This is a genomic window from Rhizobium sp. CF122 (assembly GCF_000282035.1).
Classification (GTDB): Bacteria; Pseudomonadota; Alphaproteobacteria; order Rhizobiales; family Rhizobiaceae; genus Rhizobium.
In genome coordinates, this window is record NZ_AKKA01000081.1 from 51673 (window position 1) to 76185 (window position 24513).

The window sequence follows — 24513 nt, forward strand, 5'->3', positions numbered from 1 at the left end:
AGGAGACTAACATGGGTAAACGTTTACTATCTGCATTGCTTTTGACCTCGGCCTCGCTTGCCGCGTCCGCCGGCTGGGCCGATGCAAAGACCGTCATCCACATGATGCACCAGGGCGATCCGGGTTGGGTCAAGGCCTATGCGGACGTCGCAAAGCGCTTTGAGGCAGCCAATCCGGATGTCGACATCGAATTCATCTATGCGCCACACGACGCCTACAATGAAAAGTTCAGCGCCGCCGTCATGTCCAAGCAATTGCCTGATATCATGGAAATCGATGCGCCCTTCCTCGCCAACTATGCCTGGTCGGGCTATCTGCAGCCGATCAAGTCGCTGATCGATAAGGACGTCATCGACGACATGACGGCCTCAAACGTGTCGCAGGGAACCTATCCCATCGACAAGGAACTCTATGCTGTTGGCCTCACCGACTCCTCCGTCGTGCTTTACGGCAACAAGAAGTACCTGGAAGCCATCGGCGCCCGCATTCCGAAGTCGGTCGACGATGCGTGGACCAAAGAGGAATTTGAGGGCTATCTCGAAAAACTCTCGAAGCTCGACGGCGTGAAATGGCCAATCGACACCTTCCGCGGCTACGGTATTAAGACCGAATGGATCACCTATGCCTACGGTCCGCTCCTCGAAAGCGCTGGCTGTGACTTGATCGATCGCAAGACCTGGAAGGCGACCGGAACGCTCGACAGTGACGCCTGCGTCGGCGCGCTGACCATGGTCCAGACCTGGGTGAAGAACGGCTGGGTCGTACCGGGGTCGTCGGGCACCAACCAGTTCTATGCGGAAGGCCGTCCGGCTGCTCTCGCGCTTGGCGGGCACTGGTTCTACGCGGAAGCAGCCGCGGCAATGAAGGACGACATCGTCGTCATGCCGCTGCCGAAGCTCGGCGACAAGGGTGTCAGCCCCAACGGCACCTGGATCTGGGGGATCACCAAGACCTCCGAGCATCCTGATGTTGCCGGAAAATTCCTGAGCTTCTTGCTGAAGGACAAGGATTATCGCGAATACGCAAAGCACGAGTCGGCCTTTCCCGGCCTGAAGAGCTTCGCCGAATCCTCCCCGCTCTATGCGCCGGGCGGTGCAATGGCGGTGGCCTTCGAGCAGGCCTCGAAGACTGCGGTCGCCCGGCCGCCGCATCCAGCCTATCCGGCTATTACCTCCGCCTTCATGCAGGCCGTCGACAAGGCCTTCAACGGTGGCGACGTGAAACAGGCGCTGTCTGAGGCCGCTCAGAAGATCGACGAGGATATCGACGACAATGACGGCTATCCGCCGTTCAACGCCCAGCAATAAGCGCCGAGCACGGGGCCGGGAAGCCCGGCCCCGAAAGCGCTCGTCATGACAGAACAAACTGCGAGGAGGAGACGATGACACTGCAACAATCAATTGCCGCTACCCGACCGCGCGTCGGCAGGCGCCGGGATCCCGGCCGGCTCATGCAGGAACTGCTGATGATTGCGCCAGCAGTCATCCTGCTCGCCTGCTTCCTGATTGCACCGTTCCTGTTGTCGTTCTGGACGTCGATGACCAATCAGCCGCTGGTGCCGCGCCCGACACCGGTGCGCTTCATCGGCCTGCAGAACTTCGTCCGCATCTTCAACGACCCGCTGTTTTGGACCTCGTTGTGGAACGTGACCCGTTTCACCATTTGGGTTCTGCCGGTCCAGTGCGGCATGGCATTTGCCACGGCGCTACTACTCCACCAGAAGATTCCCGGCCGCAACGTGCTTCGCGGCATGTTCTTTCTTCCCGCCATCACGTCGATGGTCGTCGTTTGCGTTATCTGGGGTACGCTGTTCCAGTATCCGAGCGGTCCGCTGAACCAGATCGTCGGCTTTCTGTCCGCTGGCCACATCCAGCCGATCGATTGGCTCGGTAATCCCAAGTGGGCGATGTTCTCTATTGTCCTTCTGTCGGCCTGGCAGGCCTACGGCTTCCAGATGATTGTCTATCTCGCCGGTCTTCAGGGAATTCCTGATGAACTGTACGACGCGTCACGGATTGACGGAGCCAACGTCTTCCAGCGCTTCTGGCACGTTACGATGCCGGGCTTGCGACCGACCCACGTCTTCGTGCTTGTGATCACCACGATCCAGGCCTTCAAGCTCTACACCCAGGTCGCCATCCTGACCCAGGGCGGACCGAGCGGAAGCACGGAAACAGTCGTTCACTACATGGTGAGAACCGGATTCGAGCAGCAGAAGCTCGGCTATGCCTCCGCCGTCTCGGTGATCCTCTTCGTCATCGTTCTCGTAATCGCGCTCCTGCAGCGCCAACTTTTGAGACGCTTCGATGTCTGATATCGCTCTTCCTCGTGTCGTGACCGCCGAACGCTCCGGCAAGATCTCGCTTCGCATCGTTCAGACGGCCGCAATCTTCATCATCGCGCTCATCGTGATCTCGCCGCTCTTCATGCTCTTGATCGCGAGCCTCAAGGACGACCGCTTCCAGATCTTGGCGGACATGGGTAGTTTCCGCGCTTTCTGGGTCTCCAATCCAACGCTCTCCAACTTCAACGAGATCGCCCATTTTTCCGGCGAACTCGCCTATGGCCGCTATCTTTTCAATTCGCTGGTGATCCTCGCCGTTACTGTCGCGTCGGGCCTTGTCGTCAATTCCATGGCCGGCTTCATCCTCGCCTGGGGTTCACTGCGCGGCAAGGCAGTGCTTTTGTCACTCGTCGTCGCACTCTACGTCATCCCGCAGGAAAGCATCATCATGCCGCTGGTGGTGATGATGTCGCGGGCAGGCCTGACGGACACCTTCGCGGTCCAGATCCTCCCCTGGGTTGCAAGCCCGCTTTACATCTTCCTCTTCTACCAGTTCTTCGCCCAGCTTCCGAAGGAGCTCTATGAAGCAGCCGAGATCGACGGAGCGTCGATCTTCAGGATCTACCGTTCGATCTACCTGCCGCTCAGCCTTCCCGCTCTTGCAACGGTATCAATCCTGATGGGTATCGAAAGCTGGAACCAGTATCTCTGGCCGACGCTGGTGACGCAGACCGATTATGCCCGACCGATCTCCGTCGCGATCGCCACCTTCTTCGGCCAGGACAGCATTTATTGGGATCGCGCCATGGCAGCCTCGGTCCTGATGATGATCCCCATTCTCGCTCTCTATCTCGCGTTCCAAAGGTGGTTCGTGAGCTCGTTCGTCGGCTCCGCCGTGAAAGGTTGATTGATGACTTACCAGGCAACGTCCACTCCCTCAGTCCGGGAAACCGTGCGCGTCGAACTCGATGCGGGAGCGATGATACACCTCTGGCTCAAGTCGCGTCGACCAAACATGGCGGCTGACCTCAAGGTCAGGATCGACGGCGTCGACCTAAAGCGAGTGATCGCGACGCAGACGGAAGAGTTCCAGTTCAACGAGGTGCTACTGCCCCATGCCGGAAACGTAGAGCTGAGCTACAGCCCCTTAGACGCCGCAGTCTCGGTCATCTACGCGTTCCACCCAGGGCGCGTTCAAAAAGAGGGTATTCACATTCTGCACCATGCAGCCGAGAACGCTCCACCGGCACTCCTGGACGGCTATCATTTCAGGCCGCCCTTTGGTTGGATGAACGACCCGAATGGCTTCGGCCGCTTTGGCGGCAAGGCGCATCTCTTCTACCAGCATTATCCGCACAGCCTTCGCTGGAATACGATGCACTGGGGGCATGCGGTCTCAGATGACTATATCCGTTGGAAGCATCTTCCGATTTTTTTGTTTCCCTCAGATCAACTATCGCAACGAAACGACGGAAGGGGCGGCGCGTTCTCCGGCTCAGCCATACCGGGAGACGGACCTGATGGTTCCATCCGCGTCTTCTTCACCGAGCAGGTGCGCGACCGCAAACCGGAGGAGCAGATCCAGCTCTGCGCCTTAAGCGGGGACGGTCTCGTCGCGCAAACACCCTCGATTGTATTGCGGGAGCGGCCGCAGGGGTTGGACCTGACGCTCGATTTCCGCGATCCATATGTATTCAAGGGGCCGGACGGATACTGGAAAATGCTGCTCGGCAGTCGCGACAAATCCGGCGGCGTAATTCTGCTCTACGAGACGCTCGATCCCCGGGGCGCGGAGGGATGGACTTTTGTCGGCACACTTCATCGGGAGGACCGCTACGGCATGACGGCGGCGGAATGCCCATGCATCGTGCCACTCGGCGACATCGAGTCCCCGGAAACGCGCTGGGCGTTGATTTTCGGTCTCCTCACCAGCCGCGATCCGGCAACAGGCCGCCGCAATTTGACCAAGGTAACGATCGGCCGCTTCGATGGCCGAACCTTCAAACCTGAAACCGAGCAGGAGCTCGATTTTGGCTCCGACGCATACGCATTCCAGGCTTTTGTCGACGATGGCGGTCCAGTCGGAGTCGCCTGGTTGGCAAACTGGACGGATGTCTCGAAAAAGGAGGACTTTCCGACGGCCATGACGCTGCCCCGCCGGGTTCTATGGGACGGTTCTGCCCTTCTTACACCTCCTATCGAGAGCGTCGATAGCCTTCGGCATCTGGCACTCGACGCCAGCCGTCTTACTGCCGGCGAACAATTAGCCTTGGAAACCGGTGCGATCGAGATCGAGATCGATCTTGCGGCACCCGGGGCGCCGTTCGAGCTACGTTTCGGACATCCCGACATCGATCTGGGAGTAAGGCTCAACGAGGACGGATTGGAGGTGCTGTTTTCTGATCGAAGCGGCAACGCTTCTCCACGCTATATCGCAGCGGGCGCGCGACCGTCACAAGTGCGCATCTTTCTCGATGCCGGCTCGATCGAAGTGTTCGCCGATAAGGGCCGCTGGGCCGGGACAAAGCGGCTACCGAGCTTTGCAGGCATAAGCTCGGTGCAGCTTCTGGCCGATGAGCGCACGATTTCGGCCGCGCGCATCTGGCAACTCAAGATTTGATGGTAAGGGAGGAATTTATATCATGGCATCTGTCGCAATAGACGAAGTGCCTAACGCCGCGCGCGATACTTCTCCAAGCGTGGACGCCCTTTCTGTGATACGGTGACGAGGCAGCATACAACTTGTAAACTCAATAGTGGGAGGGTGAGATGACGACGTTGTTCGTAAGGCACGAAGTCTCGGACTACGCGACCTGGCGCCAGGTGTACGACGATTTTAGGTCCGTGCAGAAGGCAAATGGAGTTACGGCGGAAGCAGTCTATCAAGCCGTCGACAACCCCAACGACGTTACCGTCACCCACGAGTTTGCCACGAGTGAAGCAGCTCAAGCCTTCGGTCAGCTTCAGGAGTTAAGGGCTGCAATGCGTGCGGGGGGCGTACTGGGTGCACCGACGGTATGGCTCACCAACAAGGCCTGAAATCAGCTTACAATGTCGTTCGCATAGGCATAATGGAAGCTTTGGCTGCGCCTCTTTGGGTGCGAAGAAGACTCCGCAGACGTCTGCTGATGGCGCGTCTCGTGTGACATGGCTGGCTCCTCAACAGCAGTAAAAACGTCCCTCCTATCCTCAATTCCTCAATCGGCAGATCACGGTGGAAGGAGAGGACCGTCGACATACCCTTAATACCGTCCACTTTTTTATTCGTGGGGAGGAAGCATGAGCCGCGCTGTAGTCATTGTCGATCCATTGCCACGGACCCTTGGCCTAATCATGGGGCCTGACGTCCGCACGAGGTTGGAGCGGCTAGGGGAGGTCGTCATTTCTGAGGAACAACAGATGTCCCCGGAGCTCGTAGACGAGCTTTTGCCAGATACAGTGCTGATCTTCGGGCAGACGGACATGCCAAGGGAGCGCCTGGATCGAGCGCCGAAATTGAAAGCGATTATCAACGTCGAATCCAACTTCTTGCCGAATATCGATTACAAGACTTGTGTGGAGCGGGGAATTTGGGTCATCACGCCTGCTGCAGCATTCGCCTCACCGGTAGCCGAGGCGGCGTTGGCGATGGGGCTGGATCTTGCGCGCGGCATCACTCAGGCGGACCGAGATTTCAGGGCAGGGGTCGAGCAATATGGTTTGGCCGGCAACGCAACGACCTTCAGATTCGCCGGAGCGCCGGTAGGTATCATCGGGTTCGGCGACCTTGGGCGACAATTCAGGGAGCTGATCCGGCCGTTCAAGAATACAGTTCGGGTTTTCGATCCGTGGCTTCCTCTGGAGATCATCACAAATGCGGACTGCATTGCGAGTTCTATGGAAGAGGTGCTGACGGACAGCCAACTGGTTTTTGTCTTTGCCAGCGTGACGAGCGAAAACCAATCATTCCTGGGCAGGCGGGAGTTCGCGATGATGAAGAGAGGCGCCGCTTTTCTACTTATGAGCCGCGCCGCGGTGGTAGACTTTCCCGCCATGTTGGCGGCCGCTGAATCGGGTCACATCCGTGTCGCTACCGATGTCTTTCCTGAAGAGCCGGTTCCCGCAAATGACCCCGTGCGATCTGTACCAGGGATGCTTCTTTCGGCACATCGCACCGGCGGAACGCGCGATGCGTTCTATGCCCTGGGCTCCATGGCCGTTGCCGATGCCGAACTGATTATGAGAGGATTGCCTCCGCAACTTTGCCGGCGGGCAGATCTGGCGACGGTCAATCGGCTCCGGTCGAAACCTGTCACTGTCTCCTAATATCCATTCGTCCCCGCCCCGGCAGAAAATAGGTGATTGATTTCAACACCATGCCAGCGACTGTTCGATCATACTCAGACGTGGCAATCGCAACCGCCCTTACGAGCGACATTCGGTTTCGACCTGACGGGAGGCTTTCGGAATATGCCCGGACTTTCCGCTATCCGATCTGTCGTTGGCTCGCAACGAGCAATTGTTCGGATCGATAGCTGCTGCTGGAAATCCAGTCCCGAATGGTTGTGGCCGTCAGTATCTTCTTGAATCTTTGCCTCCGGCCATGTCCTTCGGGCCGCTTCACGAAGCGATTCTAGGACCGGCACAGTCTTTTCGTAGTCCATATCCAGAGCTTTGGCCGCATGGCGAAACGCCTTACGGTCTAAAAGTAGATAAAGTACGCGCGTCCTGCCAATTCGCCTGCAGAATGAAAATGCCCGCAGATTCTCGCCAGAGCTTGGTGTTCTACGATCCCATAAATGGATCCTCTCTGACCGCCTGTGCCAGGAAATCGAGCACTGTACGAACCCGCAACGGCAGGTTCTTGCGCGTGGGGTAGACGACATGGATTGGCAGGCGCGCGGGAGGGAATTCAGGCATCAGCTTCACCAGCCTGCCAGCCTCTATGTCGTCGCAGGCAAGGAGATGCGAAAGCACCGCAAGACCGCCTCCGGCCAACACCGCGCGATGTACCGCTACTGCATTGTTGGCGATCAGGCGCGGTGCAATGCGCACGGAAATCTCATCCGACCCATCCGAAAACGTCCACGATCGTCCATCTCCGGCGCGGCTGTAGCAGATGCATTCATGACCACTGATCTCATCCGGCGTGTTGGGCATACCATGTTGCTCCAGGTAGCAGGGCGCTGCGACGAGGAAGGCCGTCGTCCAACCGATCCGCCGGCACATCAAGCTACTGTCTGATACTGCCCCGAGCCGCACTTCGAGATCGATGCCATCGCCGATCAGATCGGATGGCTCCTCGCGGAAAATCAGTTCGACCGACAGTCCGGGATGGCGTCCGAGCAGCCCCGCAAGACGCTCGCTGACATAGAGACCGAGAGGGGCGGGCAGGGTAAGCCGCACCCGGCCGGACGCTATGGCTGTCTCGACGCAGGAGGCTTCGTTGAGGGCGTCCACCGCCTCGACAACCCGCAGCGCCATCGCGATCACTTGTTCGCCTTCGACGGTCAGGGCAAGCGCATTTGTGCTACGATGCAGCAGGCGCGTGTTGAGATGTCCTTCGAGTGCGGAAACCTGCCGGGAAACTGCTGGCTGTGTGAGATCGAGATCGATTGCCGCTGCAGAAAACGAGCCTGTCTCCGCCACACGCAGAAAGGCTCTCAGCGCAGATACGATATCCATCTGTCCCCCCATAGGTTTCGACATAAGCCTTATGTCGCAGTTTAGGTCGGAAGAGCTTTACTGTCCAGATATTACGGATATCGTGTGTCCATAAGGATGCCAGATATCCTTAATAAGGAGAAAGACATGACACAGCGCCTCAACTACGCACAGCAATCACCCGAATTCTTCAAGAAGCTTTCAGACCTGAGTATGGGACTAAAGGACAGCGTCATCGAACAGAAACTCCGTGACCTCGTCAACATCCGCGCCTCACAGATTAATGGCTGCGGCTTCTGCCTCGACATGCATGTCAAAGAGGCCAAGATCCACGGCGAAAGCGAACTGCGCCTGTATCATGTCGCGATCTGGCGTGAATCGAACCTCTTTGTTCCACGCGAGCGGGCAGCCCTTGCGTGGACCGAAGCCGTCACGAACCTTCCCGAAGGCGGAATCCCCGACGAACTCTACGAGCGGGTCCGCGGCCAGCTCTCGGAGAAGGAAGTATCCGACCTGACCTTCTCGATCATGGTGATCAATGCCTGGAACCGCGCCAGCATCGCCTTCAAGGCAGTCCCCGGTTCCGCAGACAAGGCCTACGGCCTCGACAAGGCCGGTCTCAACTAAGCCTACGACCTCAAAGCCATCAACACCGCGGCCGACAGCCGCCCTGAAGGGAGAAATCCTATGAAGATCGTCATCATCGGCGGGACCGGCCTTATCGGTTCCAAGACAGTTGATCGCCTTAGCAAGCAGGGCCATGAGGTGATTGCCGCCTCTCCAAACACCGGCGTCAACACGATCACCGGGGAGGGGCTGGCCACGGCACTTGCTGGCACCGAGGTCGTTGTCGATCTCGCCAACTCGCCATCCTTCGAAGACAAGGCGGTGCTGGAATTCTTCGAGACCTCGGGCCGCAATCTGTTTGCGGCTGAAAAGGCTGCTGGCGTCAAACACCATATAGCGCTTTCGGTCGTCGGAACCGAGCGACTGCAGGAAAGTGGCTACTTTCGCGGCAAGCTCGCCCAGGAAAAGTTGATCAAGGCTTCCGGCGTTCCGTACACGATTGTTCATTCGACGCAGTTCATGGAGTTTTTGAGCGGCATCGCACAATCCGGCACGGTCGGCGACACAGTTCACCTTTCACCAGCCTATGTGCAGCCGATCGCCTCCGATGATGTCGCCGACGCGATGGCAGATGTGACCCTTGCTGCCCCCGTCAACGCAACGATCGAAATTGCCGGCCCTGAGCGCTTCCGGCTCAATGAACTCGTTGCTCGCTACCTCAAGGCGATGGGCGATGCCCGCAAGGTCGAACCGGATCCCGAGGCGCGTTATTTCGGCGCCCGGCTGGAGGATGGTTCGCTGGTCTCCGACAACAACCCACGTCTGGGGCGGATCACCTTCGAGCAATGGTTCGCAACCTCCGCGCGGAAATGACCGAGCGCCGCTGCGCCATAGCTCTTAGGTGCAGCGCCCAACCCTTGAAAGGAATCTCGATATGATGAAGTTGATTTTTGTCACGGCTGCCCTTGCAGCGGTATCTTTCAACGTAGCCCTCGCCGATGACGCCGGCGGCAAGGCTTCCAAGGTCACGCTCGTCTATGAGCATGAACTGCCGAACGTTCCGGGCAAGAGCATTAAGGGTGTCCTGGTCGAATATGGTCCAGGCGGGTTTTCTGCGGGCCACACCCATCCGAACTCCGCCTTCATCTACGCAACGGTTCTGGAAGGCTCCATCCGCAGCCAGGTCAATGATGGGCCGGTGAAGACCTACAAAGCCGGAGAGAGTTTTTCGGAGATGCCCGGCGATCGTCATGGCGTCAGCGCAAACGGCAGCAAGACAAAGCCTGCAAAGCTGCTTGCGGTCTTCGTGGTTGACACCAACCAGAAGGAACTGACTTATCCCCTGAAGAAGTAAGTCAGTGCGGGCCGGGTGTTGATCGCACACACGGCCCTTCCGCATGAGGCCGCAACCTATCGCGATTGGAGCCTGCCATGTTCAACGAACAACTCTCGTTGCCGCTTGTTCTGATCAATCTTCTCGGAGTTGCCGGCATTGTCGTATGGCATCTCCAGGGTCGCGACCGTCCAACTGCTCGGCTGGTCGTTCAGATCCTGTTTTTCGCAAGCATGACCGCCGTCCTCGCCCTTGCAGGCATTCTGCCGCATCGCGTTGACGAGACGCACTCAACCGGCCTCATGGCATTCCTGTCCATCTCAGCCAGGGTACTTTGGTGGACACATCTGGCGTGGACGCTCATCGGCTTCGTGCGCATCTATATCGTTCTGGAGCGAAGGCCGCGGGAGGCGCGACTGCTGCAGGATCTGATCGTTGCCGTTGTCTATCTTGGTGTGGCCTTGTCCATCCTGGGTTTCGTCTTCAAAGCGCCCATCGGCACCTTGGTGGCGACCTCCGGCGTCGTCGCCATCATTTTCGGCCTCGCGCTGCAAAATACGCTCGGCGATGTGTTTTCGGGCATCGCGTTGACATTGGGGCGCCCTTTTGCCATCGGCGACTGGATCGTGCTCAGCGACGGTACAGAGGGGCGTGTCATCGAGAACAACTGGCGCTCCACATTTCTGCTCACCGGCGCTCACAACGTGGTCGTTCTGCCGAATAGCGCCCTGGCGAAAGTGGGCCTTACCAATCTAAGCCGTCCTGACGAGACGCATCAGATCACTCTGCTTATCCGTGTCGCGGCAAGCCACAGTCCGCAGCTCGTCGAGGAGGCGATGCGAACCGCCCTGCAACGCTGCACATACATCGTCCAAGACCCGCCGCCGATCGTCGCTCTGAAGGGGATCGACGCTGTGGCAATCGAGACCGAATTGCAGTTTCGCGTGACCAGTCCGGCAAACAGGACGCCAGCGAGGAATGAAGTCATCGACCTTGTCCACAATCACTGCCGGGAAAGCGGCCTCTCCCTTGCGATGCCGCCCCAGAGCTATCTCTACGCATTGCCGGGCGCAAGCGACGTCAAACTGCGCTCATCCGGCTCTCTCTAGCACCCATTCGAAGCTGCTCTTCCAAAGCTCCGCCGGGATATCCCTGGACAGCGTCTCTATCAGATCGGATAGCCTGACGCTGCGTAGTTTCTGGCGCCACGCTTCGTCGGCTTCCCACATGATGCGCGCCACGGCGCAGGGACCACTTTCGCAGTAGCCGAGCGGCCGGCAGGGGTTGTTGGCTCTGATATTGTTGCAAACAAAGGTCCGCGCGTTGCCCTCGACCGCCTCGACGATATCAAGAAACGTCAGCTCTGCCGGTGCCTTTGCCAATCGATAGCCGCCCGACGGACCGAGGGTCGTATCGACGAGACCGGCTTGCGAAAGGCTCTGCAACGCCTTCGAAAGATATTCCTTGGGAAGTCCGTGGAACTCGGCCAGCGCCTTGGTGGACAGATAGCGGCCCGCAGGCAGACCGGCGAGTATGGCGCAGCAATGTAGCGCCCATTCGACTTGGCTTTTCAGGATCATCAATTCAGTCCGGATCGATGCTGAACCGCATCTATTAAGGATATAAAATATCCCTATTTCACCATGAAGTAAACAGACTGACCTGTGCCGCAATAAAACTTGCCCGCATGCCTCCAACGATCCAGCAGTATCTCGATACCACTTGGACCAGCGAACCGACTTGCGGCTGCCAATACGCTCGACGCAGCGCTGTCGGAGGGCAGGGGCACAAAGCCTCGCTAGGTCATGTCACGCAGCTTTCGGCCGGTTTCCTGCAGCAGCTTGAAGGCCTGATATCGCCGATCGTGTCTTTCTCTCATCGCACCCGAGGCAGGCCGGAAGACCTTTGCAATGCGCGACATGACGCCCATCGCGCTTGATATGTCGGAGTAGCAGCCACCGGCAACGGCACCGAGCATGGCAGCGCCAAGCAGCACCGGCTCCCGGCTCGTCACGCTGGCAACCTCCGTCGACGTAGTATCGGCGATCATCTGTAGAACGAGAGGGCTGTTTGCTGCACCACCACTGGCTATGATGAGGTCGATATCGATCGCCTTGGCTTCTAATGCGTCGAGCAGCTGCCGCAACCCGTAGCCAAGCCCGGCGAGGCCGGCAACGTAAAGCGCAACAAGCGATGCTTCATCCTCGTCAAGCGTCAGCCCGGCAATCAACGCACGCGCATCAGGGTCGGCAAATGGCGCGCGGTTGCCCAGGAATTCCGGCACCACAATGATCCCCCCGGCAAGATCAGCGGCGCCGTCGCCGGCGCGGGCGGCTGCTCGCTCCAAATAACCAATGAGCGACAGACCCTCGACCTTGGCGCGTGCCTCGATTTCGGCAGCTGCCGGATGCATGGTCACCAGATGGTCGATGGCCGCGCCTGCCGCCGACTGTCCACCCTCGTTCAGCCACAGGCCCGGGACCATCGCTGAAAAATACGGACCCCAGACGCCGTCAACAAAGGTCGGCTGCTCTGTGGTCGCCATCGAGCATGCCGAAGTACCGAAGATGTAGGCCAGGCGACGGCCGATCTCGGCGCTGCCCAACGCTTCGTTCTCGACCGCCCCAAGTGTCCCGATCCCGCCGGCATGCGCATCGATGAGGGCTGCGCCAACCGGTGTCCCGACCAAGAGACCGAGGTCGGCCGCCGCCTGGCTAGAAAGCCCCGTGCCAAGCGCGGCTCCCGGCGCGACAATTTCCGTCCCAATCCGCTTGAAACCATCTCCTGCCAGATCCTCAAGCCCAATGGCGCGAAAATAGTCAGCGTCCCAGCGCCCTTCATGGGCGAGATAGGTCCATTTGCATGTCACTGTGCAGACCGATCGCGACAAGCTGCCGGTCGCACGCCAGGTCAGATAGTCGGAAAGGTCGAAGAAGTGGGATGCAGCGTGATATTGCGCGGGTAGGTGCCGTTTCAGCCACAGGAGCTTCGGAGTTTCCATTTCCGGCGAGATGCGACCGCCGACATAGCGCAGAACGGCGTGCTCGCCGCCGTTGATCTCGTCGGCTTCCGCAACGGCCCGGTGATCCATCCAGACGATGATGTTCCTATCGGGATCGCCGGAACTGTTTATACTGATCGGGCGTCCGTCCTCGGAGACGGCGACCAGCGAGCAGGTCGCGTCAAAGCCGATGCCGGCGATGGAGGCCGGATCGATGCCCGCCTCTTTGACGGCCTGGCGGACGGTGCGCGACACTGCCCGCCAGATGTCCTCACTGGACTGCTCTACGATGCCACCAGCTTCATGCCAGATGGCAATCGGGTGCTTTGCCGATGATAGCAAATCACCGCTCTCGCTGAACACTCCGGTCCGCGCGCTGCCAGTACCGACATCGATTCCGAGAAAGTGACGTCTCATATCTAGAGATCCGTGCTGTGAGGCAGAATGACGAGGTCGCGGATTGTCACATTCCGCGGCCGCGAGAGCATGAACATGACGGCATCAGCCACTTCGCTTGCCTCTATCAGCCCACCTGCTGCGATGGCTTCTTCGAGCTTCGCCTTCGGCCAATCGCTGATCAGGGCCGTGACAACGGGTCCCGGCGCAACGGCGCCGACGCGAATGCCGTGCTTCATCACCTGTCGGCGAACCGTGTGCACGAAAGCCTGTACCGCAAATTTGGAGGCGGTGTAAATCGGCTCCCAAACGACGGGAACGAGACCCGCAATGGAACTGGTCATGATGATGTCGCCGGTCTGCCGCTCAACCATGTGCGGCAGCACGGCCTGAACGGAACGGAAGGCGGCATTGATATTGAGGTTCAGCATGCGGTCCCAGGCATCCGGATCTCCCTCAACCACGTCTCCGCCAATATAGGCACCGGCATTGGCGTGGAAGATATCGAGCTTGCCGAACTTCTCCAGGACCTGCGGCATCATCGTCGCAACACTTTCCGGGCTTGTCAGATCGACGACCAGCGGGAGCGCCTGTGGCCCCAGTTCGGCGCAGATCCGCTTTAATGAATCCTCAGCCCGGTCAATGAGGGCGACGTTGACACCCTCATTGATCAATGCCTTTGCGCATTCAAGGCCGATCCCCGAGGCCGCGCCGGTGATTGCAGCGACCTTTCCAGAAAGTTCCTGTCTCATAGCATTCCTTACCTTTTGTCTGGGTTTTACGCGCGTCCGTGGGACACTCGCGAACGGCGTGCAAGGGAGTCGACGATAACGGCAATGGCAAGAACGGCGCCGGTGATCATGTAGCGAAGCGACGATGACAGATCGAGCAGCGTCAGGCCGTTGGCAATCGACTGGATAACGATGATGCCAAGCAGTGCCGAATAGGCGCTGCCGCGGCCGCCGAAGAGGCTTGTGCCACCGATAACGGCAGCGGCTATCGCATTCAGGTTGACGTCGCCGGTGCCAGCCTGCTGGCTTGCCGATGCAAGGCGCGCAGCAGACAATACGCCGCCGAGTGCAGCCAGCATCGAGCAGAGCATGAAGGCGCTCGTGTAGATCAGGCGCACGTTGATGCCGGCGCGGCGCGCGGCCTCGCGATTGCCGCCGACCGCCGTCATCGAGCGGCCCCACTTTGTGCGGGTCAGCGCATAGCTCATCGCTACGACAAGGCCGACGAAGAGACCGAACATCCACGGAATGCCGCGGTCCTGGTTGAGATAAAAGACGATCAGCTCGAGCACCACGGTAATAATAACCGCACGGAACACGAGACTGCCAAGCGACTGCGAAGACAGGCTAGCCTCGCGGCGCCGCACGACGGTCCGGTAATCGGTCACGAACATCACGATCCCGGGAATGGCGGCCAGAACGTAGGAAACGGGGTCCGGCATGACCAGCAGCTGGCCGAAGTTCACCACTGCAGAGCCGTAGGGCAGATTAATCGAACCGGTAGCGCCAAGTAGATAAAGCTGCATGCCGAGAACCGCCAGAAGACCAGCCAGTGTCGAAACGAAGCTCGGCATTCCGAGGCGGTTGAAGAGCAATGCATAAAGCGCACCGATGACACCGCCGGCGGCAAGAGCAGCGACAATCGCCAGCGCAACCGGCCAGCCTTCGTTGACCCAGAGCATGCCGACCAGCGCCGAAGCAAAGCCACTGATCGAGCCCACGGACAGGTCGATCTCGCCAACCATTAAGATGCAGACGATGCCAAGCGAGATGACGCCGACGGTCGATGCATCGAAAAGCAAATTGACGAGGTTGTTGGCCGAGAGGAAGATGGGATTGAGCGACGCAAAGACGGTCCAGATGAGAACTAGGCCGACGACGACCGGCAGCGAGCCTAGATCGCCCGATCTCACGCGATCGGCAAAGGCCCGGATGGCGCCGCTCACGCCGGTTTCATGTTTGACGCGAACGTCGCTCCTATCCAGCAACGGTGCGGATGGCGCGCTCTGATTGGCGTTGCTGCTCATGGGGTTCCTCCGTTAGTGATCTCGCGCGGCGCCTGGCGTCGGCTTGCCCTGCGGGAGACGGAATTGTCGGCGGCTCCTGTGATGGCGCTGACGAGTTCCTGATTGGTGGCGTCGGGATAGAATATTCCATTGTTGCGGCCGAGACGCAGGACGACGATGCGGTCTGCCACGGCCCGCACGTCCTCCATATTGTGGCTGATCATGATCACGCCGAGGCCACGGTCGCGGACCCGTTCGATAAGATTCAAGACCTCCGCCGTCTGCGCCACGCCGAGCGCAGCGGTCGGCTCGTCGAGCATGATAAGCTTCGGCTCCAACAGCAGCGATCTCGCAATCGCCACCGTCTGACGCTGGCCGCCGGAAAGCGAGGCGATCGGAATGCGGACACTAGGGATGCGCGCCGACAGCTCATTCAGGAGCTTCCAGGAGCGTACCTCCATCGACACTTCATCGAGCTTTAGCGGACTGGTCTCCCGGCCAAGGAAGATGTTGGCCACCACATCGAGATTTTCGCAGAGCGCGAGGTCCTGGAAAACCGTCGCAATACCGAGATCAAGTGCCGTACTGGGGTCAGCAAGCGTTACGGGTTTGCCCGCGAAAGTGATCGTGCCCGATGTCGGCTGGTGGACGCCGGCAAGAATTTTGACAAGTGTCGACTTGCCCGCACCGTTGTCGCCGACCAGCGCCACGACTTCGCCCGCATGCACGTCGAGATCGATATCCGTCAGGGCCGAAACGGCGCCGAAATTCTTGGAGACGCCACGCAGGCTGAGCACCAGCTCGCCAGTCGGGGGCGCGTCATGTTGGTTGTCCATCATCGAGGCAAGCCTTTCCGTATGACTTCGTGATGCCTGCAATGAGCCCCCCGGCGACATGCGCCGGAGGACCCTCGGGAGGAGTTCTTAGCTGCCGATACCAAGCTTCTTGCAACCCTCGGCGTAACGATCGCCGCAAAGCTGTTCAGGCGTCTGGATCGGCTTACCGTTGACGGTCTTGTCGATGATTTCGGCCTTCAGGTTCTCTGCAGTCACAAGCGCCGGCGTGAAGAGCTGCGTCGGTGTGTCGAACAGCTTCGTATCCGCCTTCGGCGTCTCACCGGAAAGCAGTTGCAGTGCGACGTTGGCGGCGGCGGCAGCAACGATCTCACTCGGCTTGGAAATCGTGTTGTACTGATCACCAGCAATGATCAGCTGCAGGCCGGCAATCGTCGCGTCATTGCCTGTCACTGGCGGGACCGGATCCACACCGGCAGCCTTGAAGGCAGCGACTGCGGCACCACCAGTACCGTCATTGGCCGCTACGACACCAATGATCTTCTTGCCGAAGCGGGTAATCTGGCCGCTTGCCCACTGCTGTGCCTTCGGCGGCGCCCACTCCGGCGTATCGTATTCGGCGAGAACTCGATACCCACCCTCGGCGATGCCGGCATGGATACCCTTCTTGATCAAGCCGGCGGCTGCGTCGGTCGGAGAGCCGTTGATCTCAAGCAGACCACCGTCTTCTGGTTTGACGTTGTTCTTCTTCAAATGCGCGACGAGCGATACGGCAATCATCTTGCCGATCTCTTCATTGTTGAAGGAGACATAGTAGTCGGCTGCCGCGGAAGGGATCGGGCGGTCATAGGCGATAACCTTGACGCCTTGGCTCTGTGCCATCTTCACCAACGAGGCAGCAGCGGTGGAGTCAACCGGGTCGAGGATGATCGCCTTGGCCCCTTGCGAGATCGCGGAGTTGAACTGCTGTTGCTGACGGGATGCATCGCCGTTGGCATTCTGGTAGATCACCTTGCAGCCGGCGCAGAGCTTGGCCATTTCCGCCTGGAAGCCCGGGAAGTCATGCTCTTCGTAACGCGTCGAGCTCTGGTCGGGCATCAGGAAGGCCACAGTCGCGTCGGTGACTTTGGCCGACTGTGCAAAGACGGACGTTCCGCTGAAAAGGCCGAAGGCCAGGATCGCGGCGCCTGCGAGTTTCGTTTTGAGTTGCGTCATTTCGGTTTCTCCATTGAAGAGATCGATTGTTGCAGTTACCGTCTCAGGCGCATGGTTGGCCTGAGTGCAAAGCGCACAAAGCCTCTGCCGGAACCGCGGTCAAAGACCATCGCCGGCCATGCTGCTGAGGCGCACCTGTTATGAATCTGAAGACAAGAGCTCTCGCGCGGAGGCCGCCACGGTCTCCGTTCGAACTTGCCATCAATGTGTCCTGTCTCCTCCCTGTCCTCCCTAGTTAGGCGGCCTCCACCGCTTTTTCGTTTTGTGCCCGCAAGGCTCGAAACCTGGAGGGCGGCATCCCTTTCTGCGCGAGAAAGTGTCTGTTGAAATTCGAAAGGTTGTTGAACCCAGAAGCGTAGCAGATATCGATAACGGGCATGTCCTCGCTGCTCATCAACAGCTGGCAGGCGAGGTTGATGCGCAGGCGGTTCACATACTGAACCACCGAGAAGCCGGTATGTTTGCGAAACGACCTGGAGAACGCACTTGGCGTTTGACCGGCGATCGCCGCCAGGTCGGTTTCGGAAAATGGCTCCGTTAGTCGCTCACGGATAAATGCCAGGGCCTTGTTGGTGCCGATCGACATATAACCGGACGGATCGGGCTGATAGTCGGACGTGGTCAGCGCCACGCGATTGTTGGCAGCCGTCAGAAGTTCGACAAGCTGCATGAAAAGCGCGATGCGACGCGCACCGGTGGCATCCAGCATCTCCTGCATGATCGGTTTGGCGAGTGCGGCGGTCTCGACAGGGAAGAGGACGCCCCGACGGCTGTCGGCGAGCACCGAGCGAAACCCTTTGAGTTCTGGCAGGATGGCAAGCAGGCCATCGATGAATTGCTCGGAGAACTGCAAAACCATGCAGCGCTGCTCGATGCGCCGGTTGTCGAGGACTTCGCTTACCCAATTGTGCGGAAGGTTCGGGCCGGTCATCACAAAATTCCCCGGCTGGAAATCGCCGATGAAGTCACCGACGAAATAGCAGCCGGAGGTTTCGGTGATCAGGTGGATTTCATATTCGGGATGAAAGTGCCACCGCACCGTATGATAGGGATATCCATGCGACCACATCTTGAAGGACTCGCCGGAACGTATCTGGACGACTTCCAGATCGGGCTCTGATACATCCCTCATACGACTACCCCTCCCAGGGTCTCCTCACTCTGTTACTGGGCTAAAAGCAGGTGGAGCTCTCCCGGTTCCATCCCGCGACCATGAAAGAAGTTTAGCCGGATGCGACAGGGCGCTCCACCACATTTGCCCCTACGCACCGATACTTTTTTGTCATCCGATTCATGCTTGCCTGGATGCCCAGCCGTGCATTTCCAGCTAAGTCTGCATCAGCGGCGTTAAGGTCACGGCTCATCTAGGTTCAGCGTGTTCTTCTGGTGCTGCCACGCAGAGCAGGGTGCAATTTTTAGGGGCTGGCTTGAAACGCAAGTTTTGCCGGCCTTCGAGAATCGGATTCTGGCGGTCGGCCTAACCGTTCATCCACGCCAGATTGGCGGAACCAGAATCTTCCAACTACCGATACAGCAATTCTGCGAAATATTCTGCATTGCAGCCGAATCCTGGTCGGCAACATTTTTTGCCACACGGCCTGATATTGCAGACAGTGACGACAGGATACTCAAGTTTTATGACCCAGCTGTTGATGGAGTTCGTCTTACATAGTTGCGAGTTCGAGCGACCCGCGCCGTCGGGGCTCGATTGCAAAGGGAAGGCCACTTCCTCTTATCAGTCGGCTTTGGATTTCCGCTTCGAGGCTACCGGACCAAGTGACCTGCCGCGGAACCTTCATCCGGCTGCAATTAGAACCTCAGCGATCAGATGGATTCCGTCACCAGCTTCGTGTTGAAGAAGCTTTCCATCGCCTCCGTCCCGCCTTCTGACCCATAGCCGGAGTCTTTTATGCCACCGAACGGCAACTCCGGCAGCGCCAAACCATGATGATTGATCGAAACCATGCCGCTTTGCATGTCGCGCCCGAGTGCGGCACTTGTCTTTGCCGACGTGGTATACGCGTAGGCCGCAAGGCCATAAGGCAGGCGGTTGGCTTCCGAAATGGCGGATTCATACGTCGAAAAAGCGTTGACGACAGCAATCGGGCCGAACGGCTCTTCGTTCAAGACGCGGGCGTCGAGTGGCACGTCGGTGAGGACCGTGGGTTTGTAGAAATTTCCTTGGTTTCCAATCCGTTCCCCGCCGGTCGCGATCCTCCCCCCGCGAGAGATGGCGTCAGCCGTGAGAGCTTCCATGGCTTCGACGCGCTTTCCGCTGGCAAGGGGGCCCATTGTTACCTCTGCGTCCAAGCCATTGCCCACCTTGATGGCCTCTGCCGCTTTCACGAAGCCGGCGAGGAACCTAGAATAGACCTTCTCCTGGACGAGGAAGCGAGTCGGAGCAACGCAGACCTGGCCGGCATTGCGGAATTTCGAGCCGGACAGGATCCGCACGGCGACATCCACGTCGGCATCGTCAAAAACGATTGCTGGGGCATGACCGCCTAGTTCCATCGTCATCCGCTTCATATGCACACCGGCAAGTGCGGCAAGCTGCTTGCCGACAGCTGTCGAACCGGTGAACGTAATCTTGCGAATGATTGGGTGCGCAATGAGGTGGTTGGAGATATCGGCGGGAGTGCCATAAACGAGGTTGAGGGCGCCGGTTGGCAGTCCGGCATCGGCGAATGCGTAGACAAGTTCGGCACAGCTCGCCGGTGTCTCCTCCGGTCCCTTGAGAATGATCGAGCAGCCTGCAGCAAGACCTGCCGCAACTTTACGAACGGCCTGGTTCAAAGGAAAGTTCCAGGGGCTGAAGGCGGCAACGGGGCCGACCGGCTCTTTGAGGACGATCTGCCGAACATGGGCGAACCGGGGAGGGACAACCCGACCGTACGCCCGCCGGGCTTCCTCGGCGAACCAGTCGATCATATCGGCTGCTCCCAACGTCTCCGCCCTGGCTTCGGCGATCGGCTTGCCCTGCTCGAGGGTCATGATCGTCGCGATCTTCTCAACCCGGTCCCGCAGCAACTGCGCAGCCTTGTGCAACACCCTCGCACGATCGAAAGCGCTGACCTGACGCCAGATGTCAAACCCGGACTCGGCTGCGACAAGTGCGGCATCGAGGTCGTCGCGGCCGGCATTGGCGACAGTTCCGATGATTTCACCTGTGGCTGGGTTGACGATCGGCAGGCGATCGTTCGAACCGTCCCGCCAAGTGCCATCGATAAAGAGTTGGGTTTCTGGGTAGTCCGACATCTGGTTCTCCGATGCTCTTGAATCAGTAACCGAGGGCACAACCATCCTTGCGATGATCCGACGCCCCGAGCAGGGTTCCGTGCTCTTGGTCAATCCAAATCGCCTGCGCGCCGCCAATGGCCCATTTCGGAGGAACCACTTTGAGGCCTCGGCCCTTGAGATTTTCGCCAATCGCGGTTCGAATTGTTTCCTCCGCTTCAATCGTTAGCGTGCCGGGGAGGGGGAACAGACGAGGAAGATCGATCGCCGATTGGATATCCATGCCGAAGTCGAACAGCTTCGACAGAAAGTGAGCATGTCCCATAGCTTGATAGTGACCTCCCATAACACCGAACGAGAGGGTCGCTTTGCCGTTTCGCGTGACCATTCCTGGGATGATCGTATGCATCGGCCTCTTGCGCGGGCCGATCGCGTTTGGATGCCCCTCCTTCAGCACGAAACTCTGGCCGCGGTTGTGGAACAGCACGCCCGACTTCGGTGCCATTAGTCCGCTGCCGTAGGGATGGAAGACCGAATTGATAAAGCTGACGGCATTGCGGTCTTTGTCGACCACCGAGATATAGACCGTGTCCGAGTGCTCGACGCCTTCAATGACACCCGCGACATTACCAGCTTCTTTCAAGTTGATGCTCGAGGCAAGACGGTCGGCAAGTTCATCCGACAGAAGAAAATCTGCCGGGACATTCGAGAAGGCGGCGTCTGCAAGCCAACGTTCGCGCGCCGCATAGGCAAGCCGGGTCGCCTCGACTTCAACATAAAGGTTGTCGGGATCGAGGGGGTCGCCTGACGGGGCAAAACGCTCAAGAATCTTGAGGATCATCAATGCAATGATACCTTGCCCATTTGGTGGGCATTCATGAACCGTCCAGCCGCGATAGGTTGCGCTGATAGGGGTGACATATTCCCCAGCGGCGGATGCGAAATCCTCGATTGTGTGCAGACCGCCGAGCGAGCGAAGATAAGAGACCATGTCTTCGGCGACATCGCCGCGATAGAAGGCATCCCGGCCGTGGCTGCCGATCGCCGACAACGTCTGTGCGAGTTGCGGCTGACGCTGAATGGATCCAACTGCGGGAGCTTCATCGTTGTCGAGGAAAATGCGGCGCGTCGACGGGTCGAGTGCGAGCATAGCGCGCTGATGCGAAATATCAGCGGAAACGCGCGGTGTAATGCCATAGCCGTCATGCGCAAGCGCGATTGCTGGCGCCAAGATATCGGCCATCGACATGCGCCCATGATCTGCGACGAGGCGCGTCCAGGCGTCGACAGCGCCGGGAACGGTCACCGCGTGAGGCGAAGACCGCGCGATCTCGGAAACTCCCTGGTCCTTGAACCATTTGAGATCCACGGCCGCGGGTGTGCGACCAGACCCGTTATAGGCGATCACCTGGTCGCCTCCGTTGGGGGCTAGCAACGCGAAACAATCGCCGCCAATGCCGGTGGAGCCTGCCTCCACCACGCACTGGACGGCGCAGGCTGCTACTGCCGCATCGATGGCCTTGCCGCCACTTTTGAGGATGTCGATAGCCGTCATGGTTGCCATGGGATGGGAGGTGGCAGCCATGCCGCTATGGCCAACGGCAATCGAGCGCCCCGGTTGTTCGAAGTTCCGCATGCTGTTGTCCTTTATCAATAGAGGTTGTTGGCGCGCGCCCAGCTGTAGGTGTCATCAAGGGCCCTCTCGGAGCGGTCGAACATGTCGTTGATCTGTGTTTCCGTGATGATGAGGGGCGGGCAAAGAGAATAGTTGTCGCCGAGCGCACGGGTGACGACGCCATGCACTTGGGCCCGCTTGCCGGCATGGACCGCGATAGCGTCCGCCGGCTTGAACGGCTCCTTGGTTTCCTTGTTGCGAACCAGCTCGAGCGTGCCAATCAGGCCGCGTCCGCGCGCGTTTCCGACAAGTGGATGGTCACTGAGCGCGTGGAGCCTTCGTTGGAAGAGCGGCGCCACCTGTTGCACATGCCCGACGATGTCGCGCTCTTCATAGATGTTCAGGGTTTCCAATGCGACGGCGGTGGCAACCGGGTGTCCGCTATAGGTGAAGCCGTGCCCGAAGGTGCCGATCTTTTCGCTCTCGGTGACGATGGCTGCATGGACCTTCTCGTTGACCATCAGCGCGGAAATTGGCTGGTATGCCGCAGACAGCTGCTTGGCCATGGCGATCATATCCGGTTGCAGCCCGAAACTCTCGGAGCCAAACATGGTGCCCAGCCGGCCGAAACCGCAGATCACCTCGTCGGCAATCAGGAGAATATCGTACTTCCTCAGGATCGCCTGGATCTTTTCGTAATAGGTTGGCGGCGGAACGATGCACCCACCCGACGCCATCAAGGGTTCAGCGAAAAATGCCCCGATCGTCTCAGGCCCCTCAGCGAGGATCAGATCCTCGAGCGAGGCAGCGCAGCGGGTCGCAAAGTCTTCCTCGCTCTCGCCCGGCTGGCCGTAGCGATAATATTCCGGGCAATCCGTATGGAGGATCCGACCGATCGGCAGATCGAAGTCGCGATGGTTGTTGGGGAGCCCCGTGAGACTTGCCGAGGCAATCGTCACCCCATGATAGGCGCGCCAACGGGAAATGACCTTCTTCTTTTCCGGTTTGCCGATCGCATTGTGGTAGTACCAGACAAGTTTCAGGGCCGTGTCGTTGGCCTCTGAACCGGAATTGGCAAAGAATACCTTCGACATCGGAACCGGAGCCAGGCGGATCAGCCGCTCGGCAAGTTCGATGGCCGTCTCATGCGATTTGCCGCCAAAGCTGTGATAGAACGGTAGCTCCTGCATTTGCCGTGTGGCAGCGTCGACGAGCCGTTGCTCACTAAACCCAAGCGACGCGCAGAACAGCCCACCGAGCCCCTCGATATACCTATTCCCATCGCTGTCGATGATGTAGATCCCTTCACCCCTGGCAATCACAAGCGGGCCGTCCCTTAGATGTTGCGACGCATTCGTATAGGGATGAAGGACAAACGCCGCGTCGCGCGCTTCCAGGGAATTGAGAAGAATGGTCACGATAGTTCTCCAGTTGTGATCGAGGCGAGTGGAAAAATTCGCGGCAGTTTCACGCAGCCGCCGAGTTGTCCGAGCACTCGACGGCTGTCATTTTTCTGCGTTAGAAGGGGCGATCGGTCGATTATTCGAGGCCGATCTTCATCCATTTTTTCGCGAGCGTGTTGATTGTCCCGTCAGCCTTCGCGGCGCTGATCGCCTCGTCGAACATCGCTTTCAATTCGGTGTCGTCCTTGCGCAGGCCGGCAGCGATGCCTTGACCGAATACACCACCGATGAAGGTCGGCCCGGCAATCGTGTAGTCCTTGAAATCCTCTTTCGATAGCGTCGCGCTCAACGATGTCTTCTGTGCCACGACAGCGTCGATGCGTCCTGCCTGCAAGTCGAGGTCATGCTGCTCGACGGTCTTGTATTCGCGCGGCTCGACGACTCCCTTGAAATAGGAATCAAGAAACGCGACGTTTGCGGTGGAGACCTGCGCGCCGACCGCCTTGCCTTTCAGGGCGTCGCGAAGGGGCTGCAATTCCTGTTCGACCTTTGCTTTGTCACCTGCGAGATCGATAGTGGTTCCGGTGCCAGGGAGATTTGCGAGCGGGCCCGATTTTTCAACCATCAAGGCTGCGGCGGTCGGAGCGTACGGTTCGCTAAAGGCGATGACGGCGAGGCGCTTCTGCGTGACGATCATCGATGCCATGATGGCATCGAACTTCTTGGCGTTCAGCGATGGGATGAGCCCGTCCCAGTCCTGCGCAACAATGTTGCATTTGATCTTCATGCGGGCGCAAAGATCATTGGCGAGATCGATCTCAAAACCGGCAAGCTTTCCGTCGGGGCCGGTGAAATTCCAGGGCTCGTAGGCGCCTTCAGTGGCAATGGTGATTTCGGTTGGCTTGGTTTGGGCGTAGCTGCTGCTGGCAGCAACGATGCTGAGAACCAGGCTGGCGAGTGCTAGTTTGCTTTTCATCATTTTCATTCCCCTTTTTGGTTTGCCGCTCA

22 protein-coding genes are annotated in these 24513 nt (G+C 58.9%); 10 read left to right on the plus strand and 12 right to left on the minus strand.

The genetic code is table 11. From position 1 onward, the window contains the following. The first annotated feature begins 11 nt into the window (after nucleotides 1-11). The 6 genes from PMI09_RS20255 (at nucleotide 12) to PMI09_RS20280 (ending at nucleotide 6589) form a co-directional block, all read left to right on the plus strand. Nucleotides 12-1307, plus strand: coding sequence for an ABC transporter substrate-binding protein (locus PMI09_RS20255; RefSeq protein ID WP_007798783.1), 1296 nt, complete (start codon nucleotides 12-14; stop codon nucleotides 1305-1307). A 74-nt stretch (nucleotides 1308-1381) separates the two neighbouring features. Beyond that, on the plus strand, nucleotides 1382-2314 hold the full coding sequence (locus PMI09_RS20260) for a carbohydrate ABC transporter permease (protein ID WP_007798786.1): 933 nt from the start codon (nucleotides 1382-1384) through the stop codon (nucleotides 2312-2314). After that, nucleotides 2307-3191: a carbohydrate ABC transporter permease gene (locus PMI09_RS20265; RefSeq protein WP_007798789.1), complete on the plus strand. Its 885-nt coding sequence runs from the start codon at nucleotides 2307-2309 to the stop codon at nucleotides 3189-3191. Before PMI09_RS20260 ends, PMI09_RS20265 begins: the two co-directional genes overlap by 8 nt. A 3-nt stretch (nucleotides 3192-3194) precedes the next feature. Next, nucleotides 3195-4904: a beta-fructofuranosidase gene (locus tag PMI09_RS20270; RefSeq protein WP_007798792.1), complete on the plus strand. Its 1710-nt coding sequence runs from the start codon at nucleotides 3195-3197 to the stop codon at nucleotides 4902-4904. 149 nt (nucleotides 4905-5053) lie between these two features. Further along, a complete protein-coding gene (locus tag PMI09_RS20275; RefSeq protein ID WP_007798795.1) occupies nucleotides 5054-5323 on the plus strand; it encodes a hypothetical protein in 270 nt (89 codons plus the stop codon). Nucleotides 5324-5563: 240 nt separating this feature from the next. Further along, the gene (locus tag PMI09_RS20280; RefSeq protein WP_007798798.1) at nucleotides 5564-6589 is read left to right on the plus strand and encodes a hydroxyacid dehydrogenase; all 1026 of its coding nucleotides are present in this window, start codon (nucleotides 5564-5566) and stop codon (nucleotides 6587-6589) included. Nucleotides 6590-7048: 459 nt separating this feature from the next. Here the strand turns inward: PMI09_RS20280 and PMI09_RS20285 are convergent, their stop codons facing one another. Beyond that, nucleotides 7049-7948 (minus strand): LysR family transcriptional regulator, encoded by a 900-nt coding sequence (locus PMI09_RS20285; protein WP_007798800.1) that lies wholly within the window; start codon nucleotides 7946-7948, stop codon nucleotides 7049-7051. A 126-nt stretch (nucleotides 7949-8074) separates the two neighbouring features. On the opposite strand from PMI09_RS20285, the gene PMI09_RS20290 reads away from it, so the two are divergent. From PMI09_RS20290 to PMI09_RS20305, 4 genes are all read left to right on the plus strand, one after another. Continuing rightward, the gene (locus PMI09_RS20290; RefSeq protein WP_007798803.1) at nucleotides 8075-8554 is read left to right on the plus strand and encodes a carboxymuconolactone decarboxylase family protein; all 480 of its coding nucleotides are present in this window, start codon (nucleotides 8075-8077) and stop codon (nucleotides 8552-8554) included. Nucleotides 8555-8614: 60 nt separating this feature from the next. Next, complete coding sequence (locus PMI09_RS20295; RefSeq protein WP_007798805.1) at nucleotides 8615-9367, plus strand: SDR family oxidoreductase; 753 nt, start codon at nucleotides 8615-8617, stop codon at nucleotides 9365-9367. 61 nt (nucleotides 9368-9428) lie between these two features. Next, the gene (locus tag PMI09_RS20300; protein WP_007798808.1) at nucleotides 9429-9848 is read left to right on the plus strand and encodes a cupin domain-containing protein; all 420 of its coding nucleotides are present in this window, start codon (nucleotides 9429-9431) and stop codon (nucleotides 9846-9848) included. A 77-nt stretch (nucleotides 9849-9925) separates the two neighbouring features. After that, nucleotides 9926-10936 carry a mechanosensitive ion channel family protein gene (locus PMI09_RS20305; RefSeq protein ID WP_007798811.1) on the plus strand — a complete coding sequence of 337 codons (1011 nt, stop codon included), beginning with the start codon at nucleotides 9926-9928 and terminating at the stop codon, nucleotides 10934-10936. Here PMI09_RS20305 and PMI09_RS20310 read toward each other — a convergent pair. The 11 genes from PMI09_RS20310 to PMI09_RS20360 form a co-directional block, all read right to left on the minus strand. Continuing rightward, on the minus strand, nucleotides 10919-11407 hold the full coding sequence (locus tag PMI09_RS20310) for an RrF2 family transcriptional regulator (protein ID WP_007798814.1): 489 nt from the start codon (nucleotides 11405-11407) through the stop codon (nucleotides 10919-10921). The two genes, PMI09_RS20305 and PMI09_RS20310, sit on opposite strands and share 18 nt — an antisense overlap. A gap of 218 nt (nucleotides 11408-11625) precedes the next feature. Then, nucleotides 11626-13245 carry an FGGY-family carbohydrate kinase gene (locus tag PMI09_RS20315; protein WP_007798819.1) on the minus strand — a complete coding sequence of 540 codons (1620 nt, stop codon included), beginning with the start codon at nucleotides 13243-13245 and terminating at the stop codon, nucleotides 11626-11628. Between the two features lie 2 nt (nucleotides 13246-13247). Continuing rightward, nucleotides 13248-13976, minus strand: coding sequence for an SDR family oxidoreductase (locus PMI09_RS20320; protein WP_007798823.1), 729 nt, complete (start codon nucleotides 13974-13976; stop codon nucleotides 13248-13250). A 26-nt stretch (nucleotides 13977-14002) separates the two neighbouring features. Continuing rightward, nucleotides 14003-15262, minus strand: a complete 1260-nt coding sequence (locus PMI09_RS20325) for a sugar ABC transporter permease (RefSeq protein WP_007798827.1) — start codon at nucleotides 15260-15262, stop codon at nucleotides 14003-14005. Beyond that, entirely contained in the window at nucleotides 15259-16080 is an 822-nt protein-coding gene (locus tag PMI09_RS20330; protein WP_007798831.1) for an ATP-binding cassette domain-containing protein, read from the minus strand. Before PMI09_RS20330 ends, PMI09_RS20325 begins: the two co-directional genes overlap by 4 nt. A gap of 84 nt (nucleotides 16081-16164) precedes the next feature. Next, on the minus strand, nucleotides 16165-17250 hold the full coding sequence (locus PMI09_RS20335; protein WP_007798835.1) for an ABC transporter substrate-binding protein: 1086 nt from the start codon (nucleotides 17248-17250) through the stop codon (nucleotides 16165-16167). 235 nt (nucleotides 17251-17485) lie between these two features. After that, on the minus strand, nucleotides 17486-18382 hold the full coding sequence (locus PMI09_RS20340) for a helix-turn-helix domain-containing protein (RefSeq protein WP_007798837.1): 897 nt from the start codon (nucleotides 18380-18382) through the stop codon (nucleotides 17486-17488). A gap of 692 nt (nucleotides 18383-19074) precedes the next feature. Continuing rightward, nucleotides 19075-20508 (minus strand): NAD-dependent succinate-semialdehyde dehydrogenase, encoded by a 1434-nt coding sequence (locus tag PMI09_RS20345; RefSeq protein ID WP_007798840.1) that lies wholly within the window; start codon nucleotides 20506-20508, stop codon nucleotides 19075-19077. 22 nt (nucleotides 20509-20530) lie between these two features. Next, entirely contained in the window at nucleotides 20531-22123 is a 1593-nt protein-coding gene (ggt, locus tag PMI09_RS20350; RefSeq protein ID WP_007798842.1) for a gamma-glutamyltransferase, read from the minus strand. Between the two features lie 14 nt (nucleotides 22124-22137). After that, nucleotides 22138-23520 (minus strand): aspartate aminotransferase family protein, encoded by a 1383-nt coding sequence (locus tag PMI09_RS20355; protein WP_007798845.1) that lies wholly within the window; start codon nucleotides 23518-23520, stop codon nucleotides 22138-22140. 121 nt (nucleotides 23521-23641) lie between these two features. Then, nucleotides 23642-24484, minus strand: coding sequence for a lysine/arginine/ornithine ABC transporter substrate-binding protein (locus PMI09_RS20360; protein ID WP_007798848.1), 843 nt, complete (start codon nucleotides 24482-24484; stop codon nucleotides 23642-23644). Nucleotides 24485-24513: the final 29 nt, after the last annotated feature.